The sequence below is a fragment of the Achromobacter xylosoxidans A8 genome, from assembly GCF_000165835.1.
GTDB lineage: Bacteria > Pseudomonadota > Gammaproteobacteria > Burkholderiales > Burkholderiaceae_B > Achromobacter > Achromobacter xylosoxidans_B.
This window is the reverse complement of record NC_014640.1, coordinates 1,705,973-1,729,769: the sequence shown is the minus strand read 5'-3', so window position 1 is coordinate 1,729,769 and position 23,797 is coordinate 1,705,973. Positions and strand designations below refer to the sequence as shown.

At 64.8% G+C, this 23,797-nt stretch carries 24 protein-coding genes; 14 read left to right on the top strand and 10 right to left on the bottom strand.

The window, feature by feature from the left end; all coding sequences use genetic code 11:
- Positions 1-13: 13 nt before the first annotated feature.
- The 6 genes from AXYL_RS08110 to AXYL_RS08085 form a co-directional block, all read right to left on the bottom strand.
- Entirely contained in the window at positions 14-274 is a 261-nt protein-coding gene (locus tag AXYL_RS08110; RefSeq protein WP_013392311.1) for a succinate dehydrogenase assembly factor 2, read from the bottom strand.
- 133 nt (positions 275-407) lie between these two features.
- A complete protein-coding gene (locus AXYL_RS08105) occupies positions 408-1,124 on the bottom strand; it encodes a succinate dehydrogenase iron-sulfur subunit (protein WP_013392310.1) in 717 nt (238 codons plus the stop codon).
- 18 nt (positions 1,125-1,142) lie between these two features.
- Positions 1,143-2,909, bottom strand: coding sequence for a succinate dehydrogenase flavoprotein subunit (gene sdhA, locus AXYL_RS08100; protein WP_242702634.1), 1,767 nt, complete (start codon positions 2,907-2,909; stop codon positions 1,143-1,145).
- A 15-nt stretch (positions 2,910-2,924) separates the two neighbouring features.
- On the bottom strand, positions 2,925-3,308 hold the full coding sequence (gene sdhD / locus AXYL_RS08095) for a succinate dehydrogenase, hydrophobic membrane anchor protein (protein WP_013392308.1): 384 nt from the start codon (positions 3,306-3,308) through the stop codon (positions 2,925-2,927).
- Positions 3,308-3,721, bottom strand: a complete 414-nt coding sequence (gene sdhC, locus AXYL_RS08090; RefSeq protein WP_013392307.1) for a succinate dehydrogenase, cytochrome b556 subunit — start codon at positions 3,719-3,721, stop codon at positions 3,308-3,310. Before sdhC ends, sdhD begins: the two co-directional genes overlap by 1 nt.
- Before the next feature lie 121 nt (positions 3,722-3,842).
- Complete coding sequence (locus tag AXYL_RS08085; protein WP_013392306.1) at positions 3,843-4,619, bottom strand: GntR family transcriptional regulator; 777 nt, start codon at positions 4,617-4,619, stop codon at positions 3,843-3,845.
- 390 nt (positions 4,620-5,009) lie between these two features.
- Here AXYL_RS08085 and AXYL_RS08080 point away from each other — a divergent pair, with 390 nt between their 5' ends.
- From AXYL_RS08080 to AXYL_RS08015, 14 genes are all read left to right on the top strand, one after another.
- Positions 5,010-5,999: a malate dehydrogenase gene (locus AXYL_RS08080; protein WP_013392305.1), complete on the top strand. Its 990-nt coding sequence runs from the start codon at positions 5,010-5,012 to the stop codon at positions 5,997-5,999.
- Between the two features lie 184 nt (positions 6,000-6,183).
- Positions 6,184-7,074, top strand: coding sequence for a methylisocitrate lyase (gene prpB, locus AXYL_RS08075; protein ID WP_013392304.1), 891 nt, complete (start codon positions 6,184-6,186; stop codon positions 7,072-7,074).
- Between the two features lie 93 nt (positions 7,075-7,167).
- The gene (gene prpC, locus AXYL_RS08070) at positions 7,168-8,361 is read left to right on the top strand and encodes a 2-methylcitrate synthase (protein ID WP_013392303.1); all 1,194 of its coding nucleotides are present in this window, start codon (positions 7,168-7,170) and stop codon (positions 8,359-8,361) included.
- A 63-nt stretch (positions 8,362-8,424) separates the two neighbouring features.
- Positions 8,425-9,876: a bifunctional 2-methylcitrate dehydratase/aconitate hydratase gene (locus AXYL_RS08065; RefSeq protein ID WP_013392302.1), complete on the top strand. Its 1,452-nt coding sequence runs from the start codon at positions 8,425-8,427 to the stop codon at positions 9,874-9,876.
- Between the two features lie 98 nt (positions 9,877-9,974).
- Entirely contained in the window at positions 9,975-10,403 is a 429-nt protein-coding gene (locus AXYL_RS08060; protein WP_013392301.1) for a CopD family protein, read from the top strand.
- Between the two features lie 34 nt (positions 10,404-10,437).
- Positions 10,438-12,198: a THUMP domain-containing class I SAM-dependent RNA methyltransferase gene (locus AXYL_RS08055; protein ID WP_013392300.1), complete on the top strand. Its 1,761-nt coding sequence runs from the start codon at positions 10,438-10,440 to the stop codon at positions 12,196-12,198.
- A gap of 251 nt (positions 12,199-12,449) precedes the next feature.
- Positions 12,450-12,638 carry a hypothetical protein gene (locus tag AXYL_RS08050; RefSeq protein WP_006389355.1) on the top strand — a complete coding sequence of 63 codons (189 nt, stop codon included), beginning with the start codon at positions 12,450-12,452 and terminating at the stop codon, positions 12,636-12,638.
- A gap of 184 nt (positions 12,639-12,822) precedes the next feature.
- Positions 12,823-13,341, top strand: coding sequence for an RDD family protein (locus tag AXYL_RS08045; protein WP_013392298.1), 519 nt, complete (start codon positions 12,823-12,825; stop codon positions 13,339-13,341).
- Positions 13,342-13,491: 150 nt separating this feature from the next.
- Positions 13,492-14,400, top strand: a complete 909-nt coding sequence (locus AXYL_RS08040) for a DUF2167 domain-containing protein (protein ID WP_013392297.1) — start codon at positions 13,492-13,494, stop codon at positions 14,398-14,400.
- A 137-nt stretch (positions 14,401-14,537) separates the two neighbouring features.
- The gene (locus tag AXYL_RS08035; RefSeq protein WP_413772867.1) at positions 14,538-15,428 is read left to right on the top strand and encodes a UDP-2,3-diacylglucosamine diphosphatase; all 891 of its coding nucleotides are present in this window, start codon (positions 14,538-14,540) and stop codon (positions 15,426-15,428) included.
- 127 nt (positions 15,429-15,555) lie between these two features.
- Entirely contained in the window at positions 15,556-17,280 is a 1,725-nt protein-coding gene (locus tag AXYL_RS08030) for an acyl-CoA synthetase (RefSeq protein ID WP_013392295.1), read from the top strand.
- Between the two features lie 22 nt (positions 17,281-17,302).
- Positions 17,303-17,824 (top strand): gamma carbonic anhydrase family protein, encoded by a 522-nt coding sequence (locus AXYL_RS08025; RefSeq protein ID WP_013392294.1) that lies wholly within the window; start codon positions 17,303-17,305, stop codon positions 17,822-17,824.
- 73 nt (positions 17,825-17,897) lie between these two features.
- Positions 17,898-18,827 carry an Hsp33 family molecular chaperone HslO gene (hslO, locus tag AXYL_RS08020; protein ID WP_013392293.1) on the top strand — a complete coding sequence of 310 codons (930 nt, stop codon included), beginning with the start codon at positions 17,898-17,900 and terminating at the stop codon, positions 18,825-18,827.
- 91 nt (positions 18,828-18,918) lie between these two features.
- Complete coding sequence (locus tag AXYL_RS08015; protein ID WP_041652759.1) at positions 18,919-19,653, top strand: TadE/TadG family type IV pilus assembly protein; 735 nt, start codon at positions 18,919-18,921, stop codon at positions 19,651-19,653.
- A 36-nt stretch (positions 19,654-19,689) separates the two neighbouring features.
- Here AXYL_RS08015 and ftsB read toward each other — a convergent pair whose 3' ends face one another.
- The 4 genes from ftsB to AXYL_RS07990 all read right to left on the bottom strand — a co-directional run bounded on the left by ftsB (position 19,690) and on the right by AXYL_RS07990 (position 23,603).
- The gene (gene ftsB, locus AXYL_RS08010) at positions 19,690-20,103 is read right to left on the bottom strand and encodes a cell division protein FtsB (protein ID WP_013392291.1); all 414 of its coding nucleotides are present in this window, start codon (positions 20,101-20,103) and stop codon (positions 19,690-19,692) included.
- A 68-nt stretch (positions 20,104-20,171) separates the two neighbouring features.
- A complete protein-coding gene (eno, locus tag AXYL_RS08005; RefSeq protein ID WP_013392290.1) occupies positions 20,172-21,458 on the bottom strand; it encodes a phosphopyruvate hydratase in 1,287 nt (428 codons plus the stop codon).
- Positions 21,459-21,462: 4 nt separating this feature from the next.
- Positions 21,463-21,747: a DUF1330 domain-containing protein gene (locus tag AXYL_RS08000; protein WP_013392289.1), complete on the bottom strand. Its 285-nt coding sequence runs from the start codon at positions 21,745-21,747 to the stop codon at positions 21,463-21,465.
- Positions 21,748-21,950: 203 nt separating this feature from the next.
- Positions 21,951-23,603 carry a CTP synthase gene (locus tag AXYL_RS07990; protein WP_013392287.1) on the bottom strand — a complete coding sequence of 551 codons (1,653 nt, stop codon included), beginning with the start codon at positions 23,601-23,603 and terminating at the stop codon, positions 21,951-21,953.
- Positions 23,604-23,797: the final 194 nt, after the last annotated feature.

Below are 23,797 nucleotides of genomic sequence, written 5' to 3'. Positions count from 1 at the left end.
TCCTCTCAATTAATCAGAGCGCGCGCATCTGGCCAATGATGCTCCGAAGCCTGGGCGTGTCCAGCGCGCCCTCAAGCTCTTTGCGGGCCAGCAGCAGATCGAGAAGGTCGTTGTCTCCCATCTCGAAAAGCTGCGTCAATGCCGCCACGTCATCATCGGTAAGCTCAGCCTCGTGGGCATCCAGATACCGGGTGATGATCAAGTCGTTTTCGAGCAAACCGCGGCGCGCCCGCCAACGCAAACGCGCCCGCTCCAATTCAGTTAGCTTGCTCATCTTTCCATACACCTAAAAAAAGCCCCGGCGCCGCACCCGCTACGCGGGTTTGCTGTCCCCGAGGGGACGTTTTTGCCTTGGGACAGCCCGGCGGCAATAACGCCGCCGGAGGCAAAAATACGCTTGTTCAAAACTAGACCGTGCGGCGAACCATCAGTTCCTTGATCTTGCCGATCGCCTTGGTCGGGTTCAGTCCCTTGGGACAGACGTCGACGCAATTCATGATGGTGTGGCAACGGAACAGGCGGTACGGATCTTCCAGGTTGTCCAGACGGCTGCCCGTGGCTTCGTCGCGGCTGTCGGCGATGAAGCGGTAGGCTTGCAGCAGGCCGGCCGGGCCGACGAACTTGTCCGGGTTCCACCAGAACGACGGGCAGGAAGTGGAACAGCACGCGCACAGAATGCACTCGTACAGGCCATCCAGCTCTTCGCGCGCCTCGGGCGACTGCAGACGCTCTTTTTCGGGCGGCGGCGTGTCGTTGATGAGGTACGGGCGGATCGAGTGGTACTGGTTGAAGAAGTGCGTCATGTCCACGATCAGGTCGCGGATGACGGGCAGGCCCGGCAGCGGACGCAGAACGATGGGTTCCTTCAGTTCGCGCAGGTTGGTGGTGCACGCCAGACCGTTCTTGCCGTTGATGTTCATGGCGTCCGAACCGCACACGCCTTCACGGCACGAGCGGCGCAGGGCCAGGCTGTCATCGACGTCGTTCTTGATGCGCACCAGCGCATCGAGCAGCATCTTGTCGGTCGGCTGGAGTTCGACTTCCAGCTTCTGCATGTACGGGCGCTCGTCCTTGTCCGGATCGTAGCGGTAGATTTCGAACTTGACGATTCTCTTGTTGCTCATAGTGGGCTCAATCCGGACTTAGAAGGTACGCGCCTTGGGCGGGAAGGACTCGACCGTCAGCGGCTTCATCTGCACGGGCTTGTAATCCAGGCGGCTGCCTTCGGAGTACCACAGCGTGTGCTTCAGCCAGTTTTCGTCGTCGCGCGTCGGGTGGTCGTCCAGCGCGTGCGCGCCGCGGCTTTCGGTGCGGGCGGCGGCCGACTTGATGGTGGCGCGGGCCACTTCCGTCATGTTCGCCATTTCCAGCGCCTCGACGCGCGCGGTGTTGAACACCTTGGACTTGTCCTTGAAGTAGATATTGTCGGCTTGCTTGGCCAGATCTTCGATCTGGGTCACGCCTTCGTTCAGCAGTTCCAGCGTGCGGAACACGCCGCAGTGGCGCTGCATCGAGAAGCGGATGGCATTGCCGATGTCCTGGGTCTTTTCGCCCGAGGTGCGCGATTCCAGCTTGTTGACGCGGTCCAGCGAGAATTCGACGGCTTGCTGCGGCACGGGCTGGTGCGCGTGCTGGCGTTCCGGATGCGAATTGACGATGTGGTTGCCGGTGGCGCGGCCGAACACGATCAGGTCCAGCAGCGAGTTGGTGCCCAGGCGGTTGGCGCCGTGCACCGACACCGCGGCGCATTCGCCGATGGCGTACAGGCCGTTGACGACCTTGTTTTCGCCATTTTCGCGCGACAACACCTGGCCGTGGTAGTTGGCCGGAATGCCGCCCATCTGGTAGTGGATGGTAGGAACGACGGGGATCGGTTCCTTGATCGGGTCCACGTTGCCGAACTTGATGGCGATTTCGCGGATCGAGGGCAGGCGCTTGTTGATGACGTCGGCGCCCAGGTGATCCAGCTTGAGGACCACGTAGCTGCCGTCCGGACCGCAGCCGCGACCTTCCTTGATTTCCTGGTCCATCGAGCGCGACACGAAGTCACGCGGAGCCAGGTCCTTCAGCGTGGGCGCATAGCGCTCCATGAAGCGTTCGCCATCCTTGTTCAGCAGGATGCCGCCTTCGCCGCGCACGCCTTCCGTGATCAGCACGCCGGCGCCGGCCACGCCGGTCGGGTGGAATTGCCAGAATTCCATGTCCTGCAGCGGGATGCCCGCGCGGGCGGCCATGCCCAGGCCGTCACCGGTGTTGATGAAGGCGTTGGTGGAAGCGGCCCAGATGCGGCCGGCGCCGCCGGTGGCCAGCACCGTGGTCTTGGCTTCCAGGATGTAGATTTCGCCCGTTTCCATTTCGAGGGCGGTCACGCCCACGACGTCGCCCGCTTCGTTGCGCAGCAGGTCCAGCGCCATCCATTCGACGAAGAACTGGGTGCGCGCGGCGACGTTGCGCTGGTATAGGGTGTGCAGCAGCGCGTGGCCGGTGCGGTCGGCAGCGGCACAGGCGCGCTGGACCGGCTTTTCACCGAAGTTGGCGGTGTGGCCGCCGAACGGACGCTGGTAGATGGTGCCGTCGGGGTTGCGGTCGAACGGCATGCCGAAGTGTTCGAGCTCGTACACGGCGTTCGGCGCTTCGCGGCACATGAATTCGATGGCGTCCTGGTCGCCCAGCCAGTCCGAACCCTTGACGGTGTCGTACATGTGCCAGTACCAGTTGTCTTCGCTCATGTTGCCCAGCGAAGCGCTCACGCCGCCTTGCGCGGCAACGGTGTGCGAACGCGTGGGGAACACCTTGGACAGCACTGCAACGGACAGGCCCGCCTGGGCCAATTGCAGCGAACAACGCATGCCGGCTCCGCCGGCGCCAACGACCACCACATCAAACTGGCGGCGCGGCAGGGATTTCATGACAGAGACCACGGCTTAAATGCTCCAGAGGATTTGCGCGAAGTAAACGACCGAACCGACCAGCCAGAGGATCGTCAGCACTTGCAGCAGCAGGCGCACGCCCACCGACTTGACGTAGTCCATCCAGATGTCGCGCACACCAATCCAGGCATGCCAGGCCAGCGCAATGAATGCAAGGGTGGCCAGGATCTGGCCAACCGGAAGAACGCCCACGTAGAAATTGAACAGTGCGGTCCAGTGTTCGTACGTGAAGGCCGGCATCATCAGGATGCCGATGAGCAGCACCAGCGTGTACACGGCCATGATGACGGCGGTGATGCGCTGGATGATGAAATCCATGACGCCGTAGTGGGCGCCCACGACCAGACGCTTGGGTCCGTAGTTTTTGACGTCGGCCATTACAGCACTCCGAACAGTTTGAGAGCGAACACCAAGGTCAGCGCCAGGCTCACCCCGAAAACCACGCCGGCGCTCTTCTTGGCCGACAGTTTGTCGATGCCGATGTGCAGATCCAGCAGCAGGTAGCGGATGCCGGCACAGAAGTGGTGCAGGTAGCCCCAGATCAGGACCAGGAAGACAAGCTTGACTATCGGGTTGCCAGCGTACGCGGCCACGGCTGCGAACGTCTGCGGCGCGGCCACGCTGGCCGCGAACAGCGGCAGGATGACCAAGGGAAGACAGAGGAACAGCAGCGCGCCGCTGACGCGGTGCAGAATGGACAGCTTGCCGGCCAGGGGCAGGCGGTAGCTGGCGAGTTGCGCAATACCAATATTGCGAAACTGCGGACGTGGCTTGGCAGCGGTGTCGGACATGACGGCCTCGGTGTTTCGGAACTAGGGAATCGTTACGGCGGAAATGCCGTCGCCCTTGCGGGCAAACACGGTATTTTCGCCCAGAGATAGGGTCGGTATCAAATCGTAGGTAAAAAGATCATCAATTCAGACTATTGCGGTAGTGGTATCGATCGGTCAAGTACAACCCCCGACGAATTTCCATGGGGCGGTCACCATACGTATAAGACACCCTATCCACCTGCAACAACGGCGTCCCGGCGGGAACATTAAGCAGCGGACAGACCTCGGCCGGCGCAATCACCGCGCGCAGCTTTTCGTCCGCGCGCACCATGCTCACGCCGAACTCGGATTCGAACAGACCATAGAGCGGCGCCTTGTTGGCGCTCAGCAGTTCCAGGGTCAGTCCACGGAAAATGGAACCAGGCAGCCAGATGTCGTCCACCACGGTGGGCGCCTGCCCCAGGGACAGCAGGCGGCGGATCATGATGACGGTTTCGCCGGCCCGCAGGTCCAGGGCGCGCGCGATCTCGGCGGGCGCCCGCAGGCGCCGGCATTCCAGGATGCGGCTTTCCGCCCGGCCGGCCTCGCCTTCGTCGGCGGCCAGGCGCAGGAAGCGGTAGCGCACGCGCGCTTCGTGGTGGGTGGCGACAAAAGTGCCCTTGCCCTGGCGCCGCAGCAGCATGTGCTCGGCGGCCAGCTCGTCGACCGCCTTGCGCACCGTGCCCTGGCTCACCTGGAAACGGGCGGCCAGATCGATTTCGCTGGGGATGAGCTCGCCGGGCTTCCATTCGCCGCGTTCCAGGCTCTGGACAAGCAGATCCTTGATTTGCCGGTAGAGCGGACTGAAAGCGGCCCCCTCGCCCGCCGTGCGGGCGGCGCGAATGCGTAAGGAGGTTTCGGGCCGGGGCTCTGCCATGGATCTTTTCGATTGAGTCATGTTTATCCGGGAAATGGGAGGGCGGCGCAAGGCAGCGAACCCATCCGCAATGCGCTGCTGCCGCCAGTGTTCTGGCTTGATACAGGCGCGCAGCCGAAACCGGGCTGCGGCGCATTCGAATAAACGCTCTATTGTGGCATATCGGCCGCAACACTGTCCAACGTCTTATGTCTTATATAAGATAGAAGAGCAATTGACGGACACGTAAATTCGATCTAGGATTCAACGCTGCCCAGGCCCTGCGCCAGCCACCGTGCGCACCTCCGCGCCCGCCGCTGCGCACGCTGCCGCACCCGCGTTGATTTTCACGCCCAACGATTACACTGATTGGTGAGATTTTTTCTCGCCAAACCATTACGGAGAACGTCCATGTCCAAGCCTGCCTTGCGTGTCGCCGTCACCGGCGCCGCCGGCCAAATCGGTTACGCACTGCTATTCCGCATCGCCTCGGGCGAAATGCTGGGTAAAGATCAACCCGTCATCCTGCAACTGCTGGAAATTCCCGACGAGAAAGCGCAAAAGGCCCTGAAGGGCGTCATCATGGAACTGGATGACTGCGCCTTCCCGCTGCTGCAAGAAGTCACCGCCCACAGCGACCCGCGCACCGCCTTCAAGGACGCCGACGTGGCCCTGCTGGTCGGCGCCCGCCCGCGCGGCCCCGGCATGGAACGCAAGGACCTGCTGTCGGTCAACGCCCAGATCTTCACGGCTCAGGGCAAGGCCCTGAACGACGTCGCCAGCCGCAACGTCAAGGTTCTGGTCGTGGGCAACCCGGCCAACACCAATGCCTACATCGCCATGAAGTCGGCGCCGGACCTGCCCGCCAAGAACTTCACCGCCATGCTGCGCCTGGACCACAACCGCGCCCTGTCGCAACTGGCCGCCAAGTCGGGCAAGGCCGTCGCCGACATCGAAAAGCTGGTCGTGTGGGGCAACCACTCGCCCACGATGTATCCCGACTACCGCTTCGCCACCGTCGGCGGCGAATCGCTGTCCAAGCTGATCAACGACGACGCCTGGAACCGCGACACGTTCATCCCCACCGTGGGCAAGCGCGGCGCCGCCATCATCGAAGCCCGCGGCCTGTCCTCGGCCGCTTCGGCCGCCAACGCCGCCATCGACCACGTCCGTGACTGGGTCCTGGGCAGCAACGGCAAGTGGGTCACGATGGGCATCCCGTCGGACGGCTCCTACGGCATCCCGGAAGGCATCATCTACGGCGTGCCGGTCACGACCGAAAACGGCGAATACAAGCGCATCGAAGGCCTGGAAATCGACGCCTTCTCGCGCGAGCGCCTGGACTTCACGCTGAAAGAGCTCCTCGAAGAGCGCGACGGCGTCAAGGACCTGCTGAAGTAAGCAGCGCATGAGTAAAGAATTGGGCCCGTTTGCGCGGGCCCAATTCCTAAGCAAGACCGAAACATAAACCTGTCCCTTTGCTCCTGCGCAAAGGAATGTCGCGAAGGGGACAGATTTATTTTCCGGCCAGTCCTTCCATCCGGGGCATTCTGAAAACACCCGGTCCAAATTACGGAGACCACCCATGTCCAGACCCGAATCCGCCGGCGCCCTCTTCCGCCGCGCACTCGCCGAAGAAAGCCCGCTGCAGATCATCGGCGCCATCAACGCCAACCATGCACTGCTGGCCAAGCGCGCCGGCTACCGCGCGATCTACCTGTCCGGCGGCGGCGTCGCGGCTGGCTCGCTGGGTCTGCCCGATCTGGGCATCAACACCATGGACGACGTCCTGACCGACGTGCGCCGCATCACCGACGTCTGCGACGTGCCGCTGGTGGTGGACATCGACACCGGCTTCGGCCCCTCGGCATTCAACATCGCCCGCAGCGTCAAGAGCCTGATCAAGTTCGGCGCCGCCGCCTGCCACATCGAAGACCAGGTCGGCGCCAAGCGCTGCGGCCACCGCCCGGGCAAGGAAATCGTCTCGACCGAGGAAATGGCCGACCGCGTCAAGGCCGCGACCGACGCCCGCACCGACACCGATTTCTACCTGATCGCCCGCACCGACGCGATCGCCTCGCACGGCGTGGACGCCGCCATCGAGCGCGCGCTGGCCTGCGTGGAAGCGGGCGCCGACGCCATCTTCGCCGAAGCCGCCTACGACTTGCCCACCTACGACCGCTTCGTCAAGGCAGTCAAGGTGCCGGTGCTGGCCAACATCACCGAATTCGGCAAGACGCCGCTGTTCTCGGTGGAAGAACTGAAGAGCGTGGGCGTGGGCATGGTGCTCTACCCGCTGTCGGCCTTCCGCGCCATGAACAAGGCCGCCGAAGCGGTCTACACCGCCATCCGCCGCGACGGCCACCAGAAGAACGTGGTGGATCTGATGCAGACGCGCGAAGAACTGTACGACCGCATCGGCTATCACGAATTCGAATCCAAGTTGGACGCGCTTTTCCAGAAAGGCAAGGCGTAAGCAAGCCCTCGGTTTCCGGCGCCGCGGCAACCGCCCGGCGCCTTGCATGCCCACCCCATAGCAACGACCATCGCGAAAGGAAGGAGTAGAGACATGAGCACGGCTCCCAAGAAGCAAGTGGCCAAATCGGACGCCAAGCCGGAAGAAAAAGCCGGCTTCAAGCCCAAGAAATCGGTTGCGCTGTCTGGCGTTGTCGCCGGCAACACGGCGCTGTGCACGGTTGGCCGCAGCGGCAACGACCTGCACTACCGCGGCTACGACATCCTGGATATCGCCCACACCAGCGAATTCGAGGAAATCGCCCACTTGCTCGTCCACGGCAAGCTGCCGAACAAGGCCGAACTGAAGGCCTACAAGGAAAAGCTGCGCAGCCTGCGCGGCCTGCCCGCCCAGCTGCAAGCCGCGCTGGAGGCCCTGCCCGCCGCCAGCCACCCCATGGACGTGATGCGCACCGCCGTGTCGGTGCTGGGTTGCGTGCTGCCTGAAAAAGACGACCACAACACCCCGGGCGCGCGCGACATCGCCGACCGCCTGATGGCCAACCTGGGCTCGGCGCTGCTGTACTGGTACCACTACAGCCACAACGGCCGCATCATCGACGTGCAGACGGACGACGACAGCATCGGCGGCCACTTCCTGCACCTGCTGCACGGCGAAAAGCCCAGTGATGATTGGGTCAAGGCCATGCACATCTCGCTGAACCTGTACGCCGAGCATGAATTCAACGCGTCCACGTTCACCGCCCGCGTCATCGCCGGCACCGGCTCGGACATGTTCTCCGCCATCTCGGGCGCCATCGGCGCGCTGCGCGGCCCCAAGCACGGCGGCGCCAACGAAGTGGCCTTCGACGTGCAGAAGCGCTATGACACGCCGGACGAGGCCGAGGCCGACATCCGCCGCCGCGTCGAAGCCAAGGAAGTTATCATCGGCTTTGGCCACCCCGTCTACACCGTGTCCGACCCGCGCAACAAGGTCATCAAGGAAGTGGCCAAGAAGCTGTCCAAGCAGGCCGGCAGCACCAAGATGTTCGACATCGCCGAACGCTTGGAAACGGTCATGTGGGACATCAAGAAGATGTTCCCCAACCTGGACTGGTTCTCGGCCGTCAGCTATCACATGATGGGAGTCCCGACCGCCATGTTCACGCCGCTGTTCGTCATCGCGCGCACGGCGGGCTGGTCGGCCCACATCATCGAACAGCGCGTCGACAACAAGATCATCCGCCCCACCGCCAACTACGTGGGCCCGGAAGACCAGAAGTTCGTGCCGCTGGAAAAGCGCAAGTAAGACCGGGACACGGACGAGGGCACGGCATGGCCACCTGTATTCATTCCATGGAGAGGTACCGCTATGTCTGCCCCGTTCTCCAACGTCCGTCCCGATCCCGACCAGGTCCTGGTCGACATCGCCGACTACGTCCTGAAGTATGAAATCCAGAGCGGCCTGGCGTACGAGACGGCACGCAACTGCCTGATCGACACGCTGGGCTGCGGCCTGGAAGCGCTGGAGTACCCGGCGTGCAAGAAACTGCTGGGCCCCATCGTGCCCGGCACGACCGTGCCCCACGGCGCCAAGGTGCCTGGCACCCAATTCCAGCTCGATCCCGTACAAGCCGCGTTCAACATCGGCACGATGATCCGCTGGCTGGACTTCAATGACACCTGGCTGGCCGCCGAATGGGGCCACCCGTCCGACAACCTGGGCGGCATCCTGGCCACCGCCGACTGGCTGTCCCGCACCGCGGTCGCGGCGGGCAAGCCGCCCTTGCTGATGCGCGACGTGCTGACCGGCATGATCAAGGCGCATGAGATCCAGGGCTGCATCGCGCTGGAGAACTCCTTCAACAAAGTCGGCCTGGACCACGTGGTGCTGGTCAAGGTGGCCTCCACCGCCGTGGTGGCGCAGATGCTGGGCCTGAGCCGCGAGGAAGTAATCAACGCGGTATCGCTGGCCTGGGTCGACGGCCAAAGCCTGCGCACCTATCGCCACGCACCCAACACCGGCAGCAGGAAGAGCTGGGCCGCAGGCGACGCCACCAGCCGCGCCGTGCGCCTGGCGCTGATCGCCAAGACCGGCGAAATGGGCTACCCGTCCGTGCTCACGGCCAAGACCTGGGGCTTTTACGATGTGCTGTTCAAGGGCCAGCCGTTCAGGTTCCAGCGGCCCTATGGCAGCTACGTGATGGAAAACGTGCTGTTCAAGATCTCGTTCCCGGCCGAGTTCCACGCGCAAACCGCCGTCGAATGCGCCATGGAGCTCCACAGCCGCCTGAAAGCCGCCGGCAAGAGCGCCGACGACATCGCGAAAATCACGATCCGCACACACGAGGCCTGCATCCGCATCATCGACAAGAAGGGCCCGCTCGCGAACCCGGCTGACCGGGACCACTGCATCCAGTACATGGTGGCGGTGCCGACGCTGTACGGCCGCCTGACCGCAGCCGACTACGAGGACGCGGTGGCGCAGGATCCCCGCATCGACGCGCTGCGCGACAAGATCGTCTGCGTCGAAGACCCCGTCTACACCCGCGACTATCACGACCCCGACAAGCGTTCGATCGCCAATGCGCTGACGGTGGAATTCAAGGACGGCACCCGGCTGGACGAAATCGTCTGCGAGTATCCCATCGGCCACAAGCGCCGCCGCGCCGAAGGCATACCGCTGCTGGAGGCCAAGTTCCGCACCAACCTGGCGCGCATGTTCCCCGCCCGCCAGCAGGACCGCATCCTGCAGGCCTCGCTGGAGCAGAAGCGGCTGGAAGCCATGCCGGTGCACGAGTACGTCGATCTGTACGTGATCTGAGCCGCCGCCCCGCAAAGCCCCGTCCGCGGGGCTTTACCCAGGTCCTGGGCGCAGGGTGGCGCAGCTTACAATGCGGCTTTCCTCGACTGGATCGCACCATGGCCATGCTTTGGGTCAAGACCTTTCACATCGTCTTCATCGCTTCCTGGTTTGCCGGCCTGTTCTACCTGCCGCGCATATTCGTGAACCTGGCCCAGCAATCGGACGCCACGGTCCAGACCACCCTGCTGGGCATGGCGCGCCGCCTGTATCGCTTCACCACCATCCTGGCCGTGGTCGCCGTCGTGTTCGGCATGTGGCTGTACCTGGGCTATGGCATCGGCGTCGGCCCCGGCAACGGCTGGATGCACGCCAAGCTCTTTTTCGTCCTGCTCGTCATCGGCTACCATCACGCCTGTGGCCTGATGCTGCGCAAATTCGAACAGGGCAAAAACACCCGTTCGCACAAGTTCTATCGCTGGTTCAACGAAGTTCCCGTCTTGCTGCTCTTGGTGGTGGTGGCGCTGGTCGTCGTCAAACCCTTCTGATACCCCCTACCTCTGCACATTCGCCAGGATTCGTATGTCCTCTGATGAACAGGACCGTCCGCGCAAGACGCTGACGATCAAGAAAACGGCGCGCGACGCCCATGCCGAAGACGCCCCCAAGCGCACCCGCACGGGCGCCCGCGCCCGCCTGGTCGCGCAACAGGAGCGCACCAAGGAAAGCATCGAACGCCAAAAGGACCCCGTCGCCTATCAGCGGCGCAAAGACGAGGAGGCCCGCGGACCGCGCGGCGCCGGCCGCGGCCAGCCCGCCCGCGGCGCGTCGGATCGGGCCGCGCCTGGCCGAAACGCCTCGGACCGGACCGCCCCTGGCCGCTCCGCTTCAGACCGCAAACGCGACGATGGCCCGCGGCGCGAAGCTGAGTCTGGCGGCCGCTCCGGCCGCGCCCCGCAGCGCGCGCCGCGCCTGCGGGACGATCAATACATCGCGCCGGCCACGCCGGCGGGACGCTTCTACGACCCGTTCGAAGACGACGGCCCCGCCCCGGAATACCAGGCCGAACCCGACCATGTCCAGGAAGCGGATTTCGCCGAGGCTCGCGACCATGACGACGGCTACGACCAAGGCCACAGCAGGCGCGAGCCCGCCGTAGAAACCCGCAGCCGCCGCCCGCGCGAAACCCGCCAGGCGGAAGTGTTTCCCATCTTCGCCCCCTGCCCCCAGGGGCTGGAAGAGGCGCTGACGGCGGAAATGCAGGCGCTGGGCTTCGAGGACGCGCAGGCCGGCCGCGCCGGCTGTTCCTTCACCGCCGACTGGGCGGGCGTGCAACGCGCCAACCTGTATTCCCGCCTGGCCACCCGCATCCTGGTGCAAGTGGCCCATGCCGAGATTTCGCACGAAGACGACATCCTGGACCTGGCCCGCGACACCCCCTGGGAACGCTGGTTCGGCGCCGAGCAGACCCTGCGCGTGGACACCTCGGCCATCAAGAGCCCGGTGCAAAGCCTGCAGTACTGCAATCTGCGCGCCAAGGACGGCATCTGCGACCGCCTGCGCGAACTGGAAGGCGAACGCCCCAGCATCGACACGGTGCGTCCGGATGCCCGCGTGCACCTGTTCCTGACCGGGCACACCGCCACGCTGTACCTCGATACCTCGGGCGAATCCCTGTTCAAGCGCGGCTGGCGCCTGGACAAGGGCGAAGCGCCGCTGCGCGAGAACCTGGCCGCCGGCATGCTGGCGCTGGCGGGCTGGGACCCGGCCGCGCCGCTGCTGGATCCGTTCTGCGGATCGGGCACCATCCTGATCGAAGCCGCCTGGATCGCGCTGGGCGTGCCCCCGGGCATCTCGCGCCCGTTCGGCTTCGAGCGCCTGCGCGGGCACGACGCCTACCGCTGGCGCGACCTGAAGGACGACGCGCGCTCGCGCATCCTGCCGCAGCTGGACGCGCCGCTGGTCGGCTACGACCTGGACCCGCAAGCCATCGAATTCGCCCGCAACAACGCCGAACGCGCCTGGCTGACGGAAGACTCCATCCGCTTCGAGGTGGGCGATGCGCGCCATGTCACGGCGCCCGCGGATCATGGCTGGATCGTCACCAACCCGCCCTATGGCGAACGCATGGGGACGGAACAGGACGCGGATCTGTGGCGCGACTGGGCCACCTGCCTGAAGCGCAATTTCGCCGGCTGGCAGTTGCATGTCATCACCAGCGACCTGACCTTGCCCAACCAGATGCGTTTGAAACCCAAGCGCCGCGTGCCGCTGCACAACGGTTCGCTGGATTGCCGCCTGTTCGGTTTTGAGCTAGTCGCCGCCGGCTACCGCGACGCCTGAGGACGCCTCGCGCCCCGGGCGGCTGCGGTCCCCGGCGCGCCCCTTTTTCCCTCTGGGGCAGTACGTTGTAAACGCGCAGCAACATGCTGCGCGTATCTTTGCTTATGGTGTCCCCCCGCCCCGTTTGGGAGCATCATCGCACCAAGGTGTTGCCAATACGCACCGGCCACTTGCACAAGTTCAGGGTTAACCCCTATAATTCGGGTTATCCCTAGTAGCTAAACAAACAGTGCAAGCCCGTGGAGGCTATTGTGATCAACCCGAACAACACCATCCGCCTGACCGACGAACTCGAGCGCCAACTGATGCTCCAGGCTATTGAAGAACAATTCCGTCCGCACCCGATGCGGGCGTTGGCCGCCGGCCTGCGTAAGCTGGCCCACGGCATCCGTGCCCTGGCTGGCAAGACGAGCGCCAAGAACGCGCACTCCGCCGCCTGAGCAAGGCCCAGGCTCATGGCCTGAACAGTTTTCCCCTTGGGGGCTGCACAGCCCCTTTTAAGACCCGCCCTTACCGACGGGTTTTTTTTTGCCTGGAACGCCCCCGGCAAGACATCCTGCGAAAGTCGCCGCAAGCGCACAGGCCAGGTCGCCAAAACCCGGCTTTGTCGGATAATAGCGACCCATGACGACCGACGCCCTCCTCGACCAGACTCCCAACCGGCTGCGCCGGTTCGCCTGCATGATGTACGAAGCCGTGCTGCTGTTTGGCGTGGTCTTCCTGGCGGGCTACCTGCTGGATACGCTGACCCAGAGCAAGAACGCGCTGGAATTGCGCGGCGCCCGGCAGGCTTGGCTGTTCGTCGCCATCGGCGCGTATTTCGTGCTGTGCTGGCGCCGCCGCGGCCAGACGCTGCCCATGAAGACCTGGAACATCCGCCTGGTCGACCGCGACGGCAATACCCCCTCGACTGCCCGGCTGATGCTGCGCTATGTCCTGGTCTGGCCCCTGGTGCTGGTCGGCGCGGCAGCCGTCTGGGCGGCCGCCAGCGCTACCGGCTGGCCCTCGATGGACATGTTCATCGTCGCCGCGCCTTTCACGATCTTCATCTGGTCCTGGTTCGACCCCGACGGGCAGTTCCTGCACGACCGCATCCTCGGCACCCGGCTGCGCAACGCGCCGCAGCGCAAAAAGGCCCGATAGACCGGGATCCCGGCGCGCCGATGGGCGTGTCGCACACATCCTGCGACAAACAGCAACATCATGCGGCGATTTGGCGGTTTGCTTTCAGAAAGTTGAAAGTCGACCGCAAAGACAATGGGGCCCCTTTTTTTTCAGACGCCCCGAACCATCATGCGCGCTTTTCTTTCCCGTGTTGCGCTGGCTGCCGCCAGCGCCCTGTTCCTGCTGCCCGCCGGCGCCCTTGCGCAGAACGCGGCCGCCCAGCAGGAAATCGAAGCAGCCACGAAAGCCGCCTTTGCCGCGGCCCAGGAAGGGCCGGCCGACGTCAAGCTGGGCGACCAGGCAATCGTCCATCTGCCCGAAACCATGTTCTTCGTGCCGCGCCTGCAGGCCGACCGGCTGATGGCCGCCTACGGCAATGGCAAGGATCCTTCCCTGCTCGGCGTGGTGATGCCCAAGAGCGACGATGACGACTGGGTCATCACTGTCAATTTCGACAAGGCCGGCTACATCAAGGACGACGACGCCAAGAACTGGAACGTCAACGAATTGCTGGACAGCCTGCGCGAAGGCACCGAGCAGTCCAATGAAGAGCGCAAGCAGCGCGGTTTCCCCGAGCTGATCATGGACGGCTGGGTCGAAGCGCCGAAGTACGACAGCAATACGCAGCGCCTGGTCTGGTCGGTCGCCGTCAAGCACAAGGGCGAAAGCGCCACCGAAAACCCCACCGTCAACTACAACACCTACGCGCTGGGCCGCGACGGCTACATCACGCTGGACCTGATCACGCAGAAGAGCATGGTGCCCAAGGACAAGACGGCCGTGCTGACCCTGCTGGACAAGCTGGATTACGTCGAAGGCAAGCGCTACGCCGACTTCAACTCGTCGACCGACAAGGTTGCCGAATATGGCCTGGCCGCCCTGGTGGCTGGCGTGGCCGCCAAGAAGCTGGGCCTGTTCGCCGTGATCGCCGCCTTCCTGGCAAAGTTCGCCAAGGTCGGCGTGCTGGCCGCGGCCGCGCTGGGCGGCGGCCTGTGGAAGCGCCTGCGCGCCAAGAAGGCCAACCAGCAGCAGCCCTGACCGCCGGCCATGAAAGCGGCTCCGGCCGCTCACCTCCCGAAGTCCAGCGCACGGCCTGCCGCCGTGCGCCGCCGCACCGGGCGACCTCAGGTCGTCACAACAGCGTCACATGGCGTTCATGTTCCGGTCATCGCCGGATGGTTTCATTCCCAGGCATGAGCACAGCCCCTGGGAAAGCTACCGTGAACGAGATCCGCCCCGCGCACTGGCGCGCCCTCTGGATTTCCGATATTCACCTGGGTACCGCCGGGTGCAAGGCGGAATTCCTCCTCGACTTCCTCGACCACAACGATTCCGACACGCTTTACCTGGTGGGGGACATCGTCGACGGCTGGCAGTTGCGCAAGCACTGGCACTGGCCCCGGGCGCACAACGACGTCATCCAGCGCATCCTGCGCAAGGCCCGCAATGGCACCCGGGTCGTGTTCATCCCGGGCAATCACGACGAATTCGCGCGCGAGTTCGCCGGCTACGCCTTCGGCGACATCGAAATCCTGGACGAGGACGTGCACGTCACCGCCAAGGGACAGCGCCTGCTGGTGCTGCACGGCGACCAATTCGACGGCGTGATCCAGCACAGCCGCTGGCTGGCGCACCTGGGCGACGGGCTCTACCAGCTGGCGCTGTGGATCAACCATCATTTCAACCGGCTGCGCCATCGCCTGGGACTGCATTACTGGTCCCTGTCGCAATACCTGAAGCACAAGGTCAAGAACGCCGTGTCCTTCATCACCGACTTCGAGGAAGCGCTGGCGGGCGAAGCCCGGCGCCGAGGGCTGGACGGCGTGGTCTGCGGCCATATCCACAAGGCCGAACTGCGCTACGTGGGCGAAATCCTCTACTGCAACGACGGCGACTGGGTGGAGAGCCTCTCTGCCTTGGCGGAGACCCACGACGGCCAACTCCAGCTGCTGGACTGGGCCGCCATCACGGCGGAACGCGAGGCCGACCCCGGCGCCCGTCCGCCCCGCTCGCTGACGCTGCCGGCCCTGCCATCCGCGCTGCGCCGCCAAGGCAAACACCCGTGATAACCCGTATGCGTCCCCGTTACGCAACGGGGATGTTGCAGTTCACGGCCCTCTAGGTCATGCTTGCATCTGGGGCAACGGGCGAACTTGACCCGTTCACGCTGCAACATGCTTACAACATAGGGCCATGAACGACCAATATCAGGCGCTCTACCAAACATTCCGCTGGCTGGTACCCACCCAGTTCAACATCGCGGAAGCGTGCTGCCACCGCTGGGCATCCAGCAGTCCGGATGCGCGGCGCATTGCCATCTACTACGAAGATGAATCCGGCAACCGCGAGGTCTGGACCTATGCCCGCCTGGCGGAAGCGGCCAATCAGCTAGCCAACGGCCTGGTGAAAATGGGCGTGGGCCGCGGCGACCGGGTCGGTGTGGTGCTGGGACAACGCCCCGAAACCGTGGTGGCCCATATGGCCATCTACAGCGTCGGCGCGGTGGTGCTGCCGCTGTCCGCCCTGTTCGGCCCGGAAGCCCTGGAAAGCCGCCTGCGCGATTCCGAAACCCGCGTCGCCATCGTGGATTACGCGTCCAGCGCCAATCTGCTGGCCGTGAGCGACAACTGTCCCAATCTGCAGCAGATCATCGGCATCGGCTTCGCCGACGAGCGCGTATTGCCCTGGCGCAGCCTGCTGGCGCGCCAGCCCAGCGAATTCAAGATGGTCCAGACCCGCTCCTCGGATCCGGCCATCCTGCTCTATACCTCCGGCACCACCGGCGCCCCCAAGGGCGCGCTGCTGCCGCATAGCGTGCTGATCGGCAACCTGCCGGGCTTCGTGGCCTCCCAGGACTGGTTCCCCAAGCCCGCCGACGTGTTCTGGTCGCCCGCCGACTGGGCCTGGACCGGCGGCATGATGGATGCCCTGCTGCCCACCCTGTACTTCGGACACCCCATCGTCGGCACGCGCGGCCGCTTCTCGGTCGAACGCGCCTTCGAACTCCTGGAGCGCTACCAGGTCACCAACACCTTCCTCTTCCCCACCGCGCTCAAGATGATGATGAAAGCGGTGCCGGAGCCCCGCAACCACTATCAGCTGGCCTTGCGTTCCATCATGAGCGCCGGGGAAAGCGTGGGCGAAACGGTCTTCGAATGGTGCCAGTCGGCATTGGGCGTGACGCCCAACGAAATGTTCGGCCAGACGGAAATGAACTATGTGGTCGGCAACAGCCAGAAGCGCTGGCCCGCCAAGCCGGGCAGCATGGGCCGACCATACCCGGGCCACAACGTCGCGGTGCTGGATGAAGACGGCAAGCCGGTCGCGCCAGGCGCCACCGGCGAGATCGCCGTCAACCGCCTCGACATCCATGGCTATCCCGACCCGGTGATGTTCCTGGGCTACTGGCGCAACGAAGCCGCCACCCAGGCCAAGTTCAAGGGCGACTGGTGCCTGACGGGCGACCTGGCAACGGTCGACGCCGACGGCTACCTCTGGTACGCGGGCCGCGCGGACGACGTGTTCAAATCCGCCGGCTACCGGATCGGCCCCGGAGAAATCGAAAGCTGCCTGATCGGGCACCCGGCCGTGGCCAACGCGGCCGTCGTGCCCAAGCCGGATGCCGAGCGCGGCGCCCTGGTCAAGGCCTATGTGGTGCTGACGCCGGAGTTCGCGCAGCGCGACCGCAATGACATCATCGAGAACCTGCAGGAACACGTGCGCGAGCGCCTGGCCCCGTATGAATACCCCAAGGAGATCGAATTCGTCGACGAACTGCCCATGACGACCACCGGTAAAATCCAGCGCCGCATCCTGCGCCTGCGCGAAGAAGAGCGCTCGCGGGCGACCGCAGGTATGGCAGACGCACAGCCAACGCACGCGCCGCAGACAGAGACGCAGCAGGCGCCCAAGGCCTGACGCTGCAACCGGAGAACTAGGCATGCCCATTTACCAGCTCGACGACCTGATCCCCAACATCGACCCGGCCGCCTATGTGGCCGACAGCGCCGACATCATCGGCAACGTCACGCTGGAGGCAGGCGTCAGCATCTGGTCCAACGTGTCGATCCGCGGCGACAACGACGCCATCCTGATCCAGAGCGGCACCAATATCCAGGAAGGCAGCGTGCTGCACGTGGACGACGGCTGTCCCATGACCATCGGCCCCAATGTGACGGTGGGCCATCAGGCCATGCTGCACGGCTGTACCATCCATGAGGGCGCCCTGGTGGGCATGCAGGCCATCGTGCTGAACAACGCCGTCATCGGCCGCAATTGCCTGATCGGCGCCGGCGCCATCATTCCCGAAGACCGCATCATTCCCGACAATTCCCTGGTCATCGGCATCGGCAAGATCGTCCGCCAACTCTCGGACGAGGAAATCGCCAATCTGCACAAGAACACCGCCCATTACGTGGCGCGCGGCCAACACTACAAGACGGCCCTGAAACGGATCGGCTGAGCGCCCCAGCGCGACGCTTCGACCCTGCTGGCGGCAGGGGGAATAGACCGGCCCGATCGGCTAACATTCCTCCATGACCGATCAGCTCAAGAAATACCTTACCGAAGACCGCAGCGTCCGCATCCAGGCCGTGCGCCTGGAGGCGACCTGGAAGGCCGTGCAGGCCAATCACGACTATCCCCCCGCCATCACCCACCTGCTGGGCGAACTGGTGGCGGCATCCACCCTGCTGGCCGCCAACATCAAGTTCGACGGCTCGCTGGTGCTGCAGATCCAGGGCGACGGCCCCATCGCCCTGCTGGTGGTGGAGTGCCGCAACGACCTGAGCCTGCGCGCCACCGTCAAGATGCGCGAAGGCCACGAAGTACCCAGCGACGGCAACATGCAAAGCCTGCTGAACCCGGGTGGCAATGGCCGTTTCATCGTAGTGCTGGACCCGCAGCGCAAGCTGCCGGGCCAGCAGGCATATCAGGGTATCGTGCCCCTGCAGGGCGACACCGTGGCCGAGGCGCTGCAACACTACATGAAGGCCTCCGAGCAACTGGACACCCGCCTCTGGCTGGCCGCCAACGCCGACCACGCCACGGGCATGCTGATCCAGCGCCTGCCGTACCACGGCGGTTCGGACGCGCCCACCCTTACCGAGCAGAACGCCGCCGAAACCTGGGACCGCGCCTGCGCCCTGGCCGGCACCATCAAGCACGACGAACTGCTGGCCACCGACATCGACACGCTGATCCATCGCCTGTTCTGGGAAGAAACCCTGGTGGCGTTCGACCCGCTGGCCGTGCGCTGGCACTGCCCCTGCACCCGCGAACGCGTAGCCAGCATGCTGCGCACGCTGGGCCAGGAAGAGGTCGACAGCATCCTGGCCGAACGCGGCCAGGTCGAGGTGTCCTGCGACTTCTGCGGCAAGCCGTATAAGTTCGATTCCGTCGACTGCGCCACTTTGTTCTCGTCCAGCGCGGCGCCCGCCGCGGACGAACCACCCACGGTGCACTGATCCATGCCGGCGGCCTGGCCGCCGGGACGTTTCCATCACGCCGGCTTATCCTCATCGACAGGCGGTCATGCCTGCGCCAGACTGCGCAGCCATGACCGCCTTTTTTCATGCTCCCTCCTGCCGGCAACGCGGCGCGGCCGCCATCGAATTCGCAGTGGCGGCCGCGCTGGTGCTGCTGCTGGGCCTGCTGGCGATCGAGGTCGCCCGCTGGCAAGGCGTGCGCCAGATGGCCTATCTGGCACTGATGGAGGCTGCGCGCGCTGGCGCCACCGCGCACGGCGATCCGGCGCGCATGCGGACGGCCTTTCTGCAGGCCCTGCTGCCGCTGCACGCCGATGCCCACGGCCAGGCCGGCGCCCGACGCCGCCAAAACGACGCGCTGGCTGAACTGACAGCCATTTCAGGCACCCATCCCTGGCGCATCGAAGTCCTGCTGCCCGACGAACAATCGTTCCGCGAACACACCCGCCCGGACCTCAAAGTGCCCACGGCGGAAGGCCTGCGCGCCATCGACAACGGCTACCAGGACCTGCAGCATGCGCGTCGTCCGCAGCGCCCAGGCGGCCAGAGCATCTTCCAGGCCAATACCTTGAAGTTGCGCCTGACCTATCTGCACAAGCCGCTGCTGCCGCCCTTGCGGGCGTTGCTGGCCGCGCTGGGCTCCGACGTTGACAGCTACGCCGGCAACGCGCAGGCCAGGGGCCTGCTGCCCTTGCGCATGGAGCTGGAAATGGAGATGCACTCGCACCCGGCGGATTGGGCGCGCAGAACGCCGCAACCCGCCGGCATCGTGTACGGCGATTGCCGCAGCATGCGCTGCGGCTGAACCAAATGGGGGATGAACAGGAACGGCGGCCGGCGCTCAGTGCCGGGCGTTGGCCTGATTGGCGGGCTTGGGAGCCGCAGTCGCCGGACGGGTAGCCGGCGCGCTGGCGCGCGCGGGCGTGGCCGGCTTGGCCGCGGCATCGGCAGCCAGCGAGGCGCCGCCCGCCGGAGCCGGGGTGTTCTGCGGCAGGATGTGCACGAACACCTCGCCGTCGCGCATCATGCCCAGTTCGCCGCGGGCGCGCTCCTCGATGGCGCCGGAGCCGCCTTCGAGGTCGCGCACTTCCGCTTCCAATGCGGCATTGCGCGCGCGCAGGCCTTCGTTGGTCTCGCGTTGCTCCGCCACCTGGCGTTGCAGATCCCAGACCTTGAACCACCCGCCCTTACCCAGCCACAGCGGGTATTGGATCAGGCCTAGCAGCACGAACAGCACCAGGAACAACAGGCGCATACGCGGGAACCCTCAGCAGTCGTGGCGTGGATGCGGCCCCGGGCTTGCGCCTGGAGCCGCGCTTCTCATCAACGCAGGTTGTAAAAAGCTTCCAGGCCCGGATACGACGCGACTTCAGCCAGCTCTTCCTCGATGCGCAGGAGCTGGTTGTACTTGGCCATGCGGTCCGAACGGGACAGCGAACCCGTCTTGATCTGCATCGCGTTGGTCGCCACGGCGATGTCGGCGATGGTGGAGTCCTCGGTTTCGCCCGAACGGTGCGACACCACGGCGGTGTAGCCGGCGCGCTTGGCCATTTCGATGGCGGCGAAGGTCTCGGTCAGGGTGCCGATCTGGTTGATCTTGATGAGGATCGAGTTGGCCACGCCCTTCTGGATGCCTTCGCGCAGGATCTTGGTGTTGGTGACGAACAGGTCGTCGCCCACCAGTTGCACCTTCTTGCCCAACTGGTCGGTCAAGAGCTTCCAGCCTTCCCAATCGTTTTCGGCCATGCCGTCTTCGATCGAGATGATGGGGTACTTGTCGCACCAGGTGGCCAGCAGGTTGGTGAATTCCTGCGAGGACAGCGAGATGCCGCCTTCGCCGGCCAGCGTGTACTTGCCGTCGCGGTAGAACTCGGAGCTGGCGCAATCCAGGCCCAGGGCGATCTGCGTGCCCGGCTCGTAGCCGGCTTCGGTGATGGCCTTCAGGATCAGCTGGATGGCGGCCTCATGGCTGGGCACGTTGGGCGCGAAACCGCCCTCGTCGCCCACGGCCGTGGACATGCCCTGGCCGTGGATCAGCTTCTTGAGCATGTGGAAGACTTCGGCGCCCCAGCGCAGGGCTTCGCGGAAGCTGCCCGCGCCCACCGGCAGAATCATCAGTTCCTGCAGGTCCAGCGTGTTGTTGGCGTGCGCGCCGCCGTTGATGACGTTCATCATCGGCACGGGCATGCTCATGGGGCCGCTGCCGCCAAAATAGCGGTACAGGGACAGGCCCGATTCGTCGGCGGCGGCGCGGGCCACGGCCATGGAGGCGGCCAGGATCGCGTTGGCGCCCAGGCGTTCCTTGGATTCGGTGCCGTCCAGCTCGATCAGGGTGCGATCGACGAAGGTCTGTTCCTGGGCGTCCAGGCCCATCAGGGCTTCCGAGATTTCCGTATTCAGGTTCTCGACGGCGCGCAGCACGCCCTTGCCCAGATAACGGCTCTTGTCGCCGTCGCGCAGCTCGATGGCTTCGCGCGCGCCGGTGGACGCGCCCGATGGCACGGCCGCGCGGCCCATGGCGCCGGACTCCAGCAGCACATCGCATTCGACGGTGGGGTTGCCGCGCGAATCCAGAATCTCGCGGCCGATGATATCGACGATAGCACTCATGACTTTACATTCCCTGAACGATAAACATATTCATGACAGCCGCGCCTTCGCGGGCATTGCGGGCGCGGCGGTACTGCCAGGAGTCGTAGAAAGCCTGGGCCGCGGTCATGGACGGAAATTCCATGACGACGGTACGGCCAGGCTCACGGCCCTCGAGGTGCCGGGAATCGCCGCCGCGCACCAGGATCTTCGCATCGTACGCGCGCATCGCGAGCGTGGACAGACGCTTGTAATCCTCGTACTGCGCGGGCTTGGTCACTGAGACGTCGGCGATGAGGTAGGCACTCATGGGGTTCCTTCAGAGCAGTTGCGTTGGTTTCGGTCTGACGCCGGATACGGCGACGCCGCCAGTGTCGCGCAAGGCGGCCGGGCGACGCATATCCGATGCTAATTGGTTGTATCCGAAAGCAGCGCCGCCGTACAGGGCGGCGCTGGGGCGGCGGCCCGCGGTCCCGAAGATCCGCTTACGGAACTCCAGACCGCAGGCGCGCATTACGCCTCCTGGCCGCGGCGAGCCTTCTGCTCGATGGCGGCGCGGATATAGCTGCTGAACAACGGGTGGCCGTCACGCGGAGTGGACGTGAACTCGGGGTGGAACTGCACGCCCACGAACCAAGGGTGATCGGGCAATTCCATCATTTCCGGCAGGTTCTCGGTCGGCGTGCGGGCGCTGATCACCATGCCGGCCTCTTCCAGGCGCGGCACGTAGACGTTGTTGACCTCGTAGCGATGGCGGTGACGCTCGTTCACTTCGTCGCCATAGATGGTCTGCGCGCGGGTGCCCGGCTTGATCGGCACGCGCTGCGCGCCCTTGCGCATCGTGCCGCCCAGGTCGGACGAGTTGTCGCGCTTTTCGACCTTGCCTTCGCGGTCCATCCACTCGGTGATCAGGGCCACCACGGGGTGCGGCGCCGAGGGGTCGAATTCCGTGCTGTTGGCGCCGCCCAGGCCGGCGACGTGGCGCGCGAACTCGATGACGGCCAACTGCATGCCCAGGCAGATGCCCAGGTAAGGCACGCCATTTTCACGGGCGTAGCGGATCGCGGCAATCTTGCCTTCAGTGCCGCGCTTGCCGAAACCGCCCGGAACCAGGATGGCGTCCAGGTGCTTGAGCTGGTCGGTGCCGCGGGTTTCGATGTCTTCCGAGTCGATGTACTCGATGTTGATCTTCGAGCGCGTGTGGATGCCGGCGTGGACCAGCGCTTCCGTCAGCGACTTGTACGACTCGGTCAGGTCGACGTACTTGCCGACCATGCCGATGGTGAGCTGGTGCTGCGGGTGCTCCAGCGCCTCGACCAGGTTGTCCCACATGGACAAATCGGCCGGCGGCGGGGTCAGGCCCAGCGCTTCGCAGACGATGTTGTCCACGCCCTGCTTGTGCAGCATGGCCGGGATCTTGTAGATCGAGTCAGCGTCCCAGACGGAGATGACCGCGTCCAGGGGCACGTTGGAGAACATCGAGATCTTGGCGCGCTCGTCGTCCGGGATGCGGCGGTCGGCGCGGCACAGCAGCGCATTCGGGTAGATGCCGATTTCACGCAGCTTCTGCACCGAGTGCTGGGTCGGCTTGGTCTTGAGTTCACCGGCCGACGCGATGAAGGGCACCAGCGTCAGGTGCACAAAGGCGGCATTGTTGCGGCCCATGCGCAGGCTCATCTGGCGCGCGGCTTCCAGGAACGGCAGGGACTCGATGTCGCCGACCGTGCCGCCGATCTCAACGATCGCGACGTCGGTGTTGCCGTTCCAGCCGGCTTCGGCGCCACGGGCGATGAAGTCCTGGATTTCGTTGGTGATGTGCGGAATGACCTGGACAGTCTTGCCCAGGTAGTCGCCGCGGCGCTCCTTGCGGAGCACGGATTCGTAGATCTGGCCGGTGGTGAAGTTGTTCACCTTGTGCATGCGAGCGGAAATGAAACGCTCGTAGTGGCCAAGGTCCAGGTCGGTTTCGGCGCCGTCTTCCGTGACGAACACCTCGCCATGCTGGAACGGGCTCATGGTGCCCGGATCGACGTTGATGTACGGGTCGAGCTTCAGCATGGTGACTTGCAGGCCACGCGACTCGAGGATGGCGGCGAGCGACGCAGCGGCGATGCCTTTGCCCAGGGAAGACACCACACCGCCGGTGACAAATACGTATTTGGTCATCGTAATGAGCACCCGGGACGAGCGGGCGCGTGCGGGAAATTTGGATTATAGCCGGGAGGCGGAGCTTATTTGGGTTTTCCCCTAGCTCCAGGGCGTAACATTTGGCAGCACTCGAATTGCCGCAAGGGCCATCACGTTGTGTGGCGCGGCGCAGCGCCGTGCTATGTTCGATCCCTATTTTTCCGGCTGCTGTT

Bases quoted from the DNA above. Each gene is read 5' to 3' on its own strand.
- AXYL_RS08110 (WP_013392311.1), bottom strand. From the start codon at position 274: ATGAGCAAGCTAACTGAATTGGAGCGGGCGCGTTTGCGTTGGCGGGCG.
- AXYL_RS08105 (WP_013392310.1), bottom strand. From the start codon at position 1,124: ATGAGCAACAAGAGAATCGTCAAGTTCGAAATCTACCGCTACGATCCG.
- sdhA (WP_242702634.1), bottom strand. From the start codon at position 2,909: ATGAAATCCCTGCCGCGCCGCCAGTTTGATGTGGTGGTCGTTGGCGCC.
- sdhD (WP_013392308.1), bottom strand. From the start codon at position 3,308: ATGGCCGACGTCAAAAACTACGGACCCAAGCGTCTGGTCGTGGGCGCC.
- sdhC (WP_013392307.1), bottom strand. From the start codon at position 3,721: ATGTCCGACACCGCTGCCAAGCCACGTCCGCAGTTTCGCAATATTGGT.
- AXYL_RS08085 (WP_013392306.1), bottom strand. From the start codon at position 4,619: ATGGCAGAGCCCCGGCCCGAAACCTCCTTACGCATTCGCGCCGCCCGC.
- AXYL_RS08080 (WP_013392305.1), top strand. From the start codon at position 5,010: ATGTCCAAGCCTGCCTTGCGTGTCGCCGTCACCGGCGCCGCCGGCCAA.
- prpB (WP_013392304.1), top strand. From the start codon at position 6,184: ATGTCCAGACCCGAATCCGCCGGCGCCCTCTTCCGCCGCGCACTCGCC.
- prpC (WP_013392303.1), top strand. From the start codon at position 7,168: ATGAGCACGGCTCCCAAGAAGCAAGTGGCCAAATCGGACGCCAAGCCG.
- AXYL_RS08065 (WP_013392302.1), top strand. From the start codon at position 8,425: ATGTCTGCCCCGTTCTCCAACGTCCGTCCCGATCCCGACCAGGTCCTG.
- AXYL_RS08060 (WP_013392301.1), top strand. From the start codon at position 9,975: ATGGCCATGCTTTGGGTCAAGACCTTTCACATCGTCTTCATCGCTTCC.
- AXYL_RS08055 (WP_013392300.1), top strand. From the start codon at position 10,438: ATGTCCTCTGATGAACAGGACCGTCCGCGCAAGACGCTGACGATCAAG.
- AXYL_RS08045 (WP_013392298.1), top strand. From the start codon at position 12,823: ATGACGACCGACGCCCTCCTCGACCAGACTCCCAACCGGCTGCGCCGG.
- AXYL_RS08040 (WP_013392297.1), top strand. From the start codon at position 13,492: ATGCGCGCTTTTCTTTCCCGTGTTGCGCTGGCTGCCGCCAGCGCCCTG.
- AXYL_RS08035 (WP_413772867.1), top strand. From the start codon at position 14,538: ATGGTTTCATTCCCAGGCATGAGCACAGCCCCTGGGAAAGCTACCGTG.
- AXYL_RS08030 (WP_013392295.1), top strand. From the start codon at position 15,556: ATGAACGACCAATATCAGGCGCTCTACCAAACATTCCGCTGGCTGGTA.
- AXYL_RS08025 (WP_013392294.1), top strand. From the start codon at position 17,303: ATGCCCATTTACCAGCTCGACGACCTGATCCCCAACATCGACCCGGCC.
- hslO (WP_013392293.1), top strand. From the start codon at position 17,898: ATGACCGATCAGCTCAAGAAATACCTTACCGAAGACCGCAGCGTCCGC.
- AXYL_RS08015 (WP_041652759.1), top strand. From the start codon at position 18,919: ATGACCGCCTTTTTTCATGCTCCCTCCTGCCGGCAACGCGGCGCGGCC.
- ftsB (WP_013392291.1), bottom strand. From the start codon at position 20,103: ATGCGCCTGTTGTTCCTGGTGCTGTTCGTGCTGCTAGGCCTGATCCAA.
- eno (WP_013392290.1), bottom strand. From the start codon at position 21,458: ATGAGTGCTATCGTCGATATCATCGGCCGCGAGATTCTGGATTCGCGC.
- AXYL_RS08000 (WP_013392289.1), bottom strand. From the start codon at position 21,747: ATGAGTGCCTACCTCATCGCCGACGTCTCAGTGACCAAGCCCGCGCAG.
- AXYL_RS07990 (WP_013392287.1), bottom strand. From the start codon at position 23,603: ATGACCAAATACGTATTTGTCACCGGCGGTGTGGTGTCTTCCCTGGGC.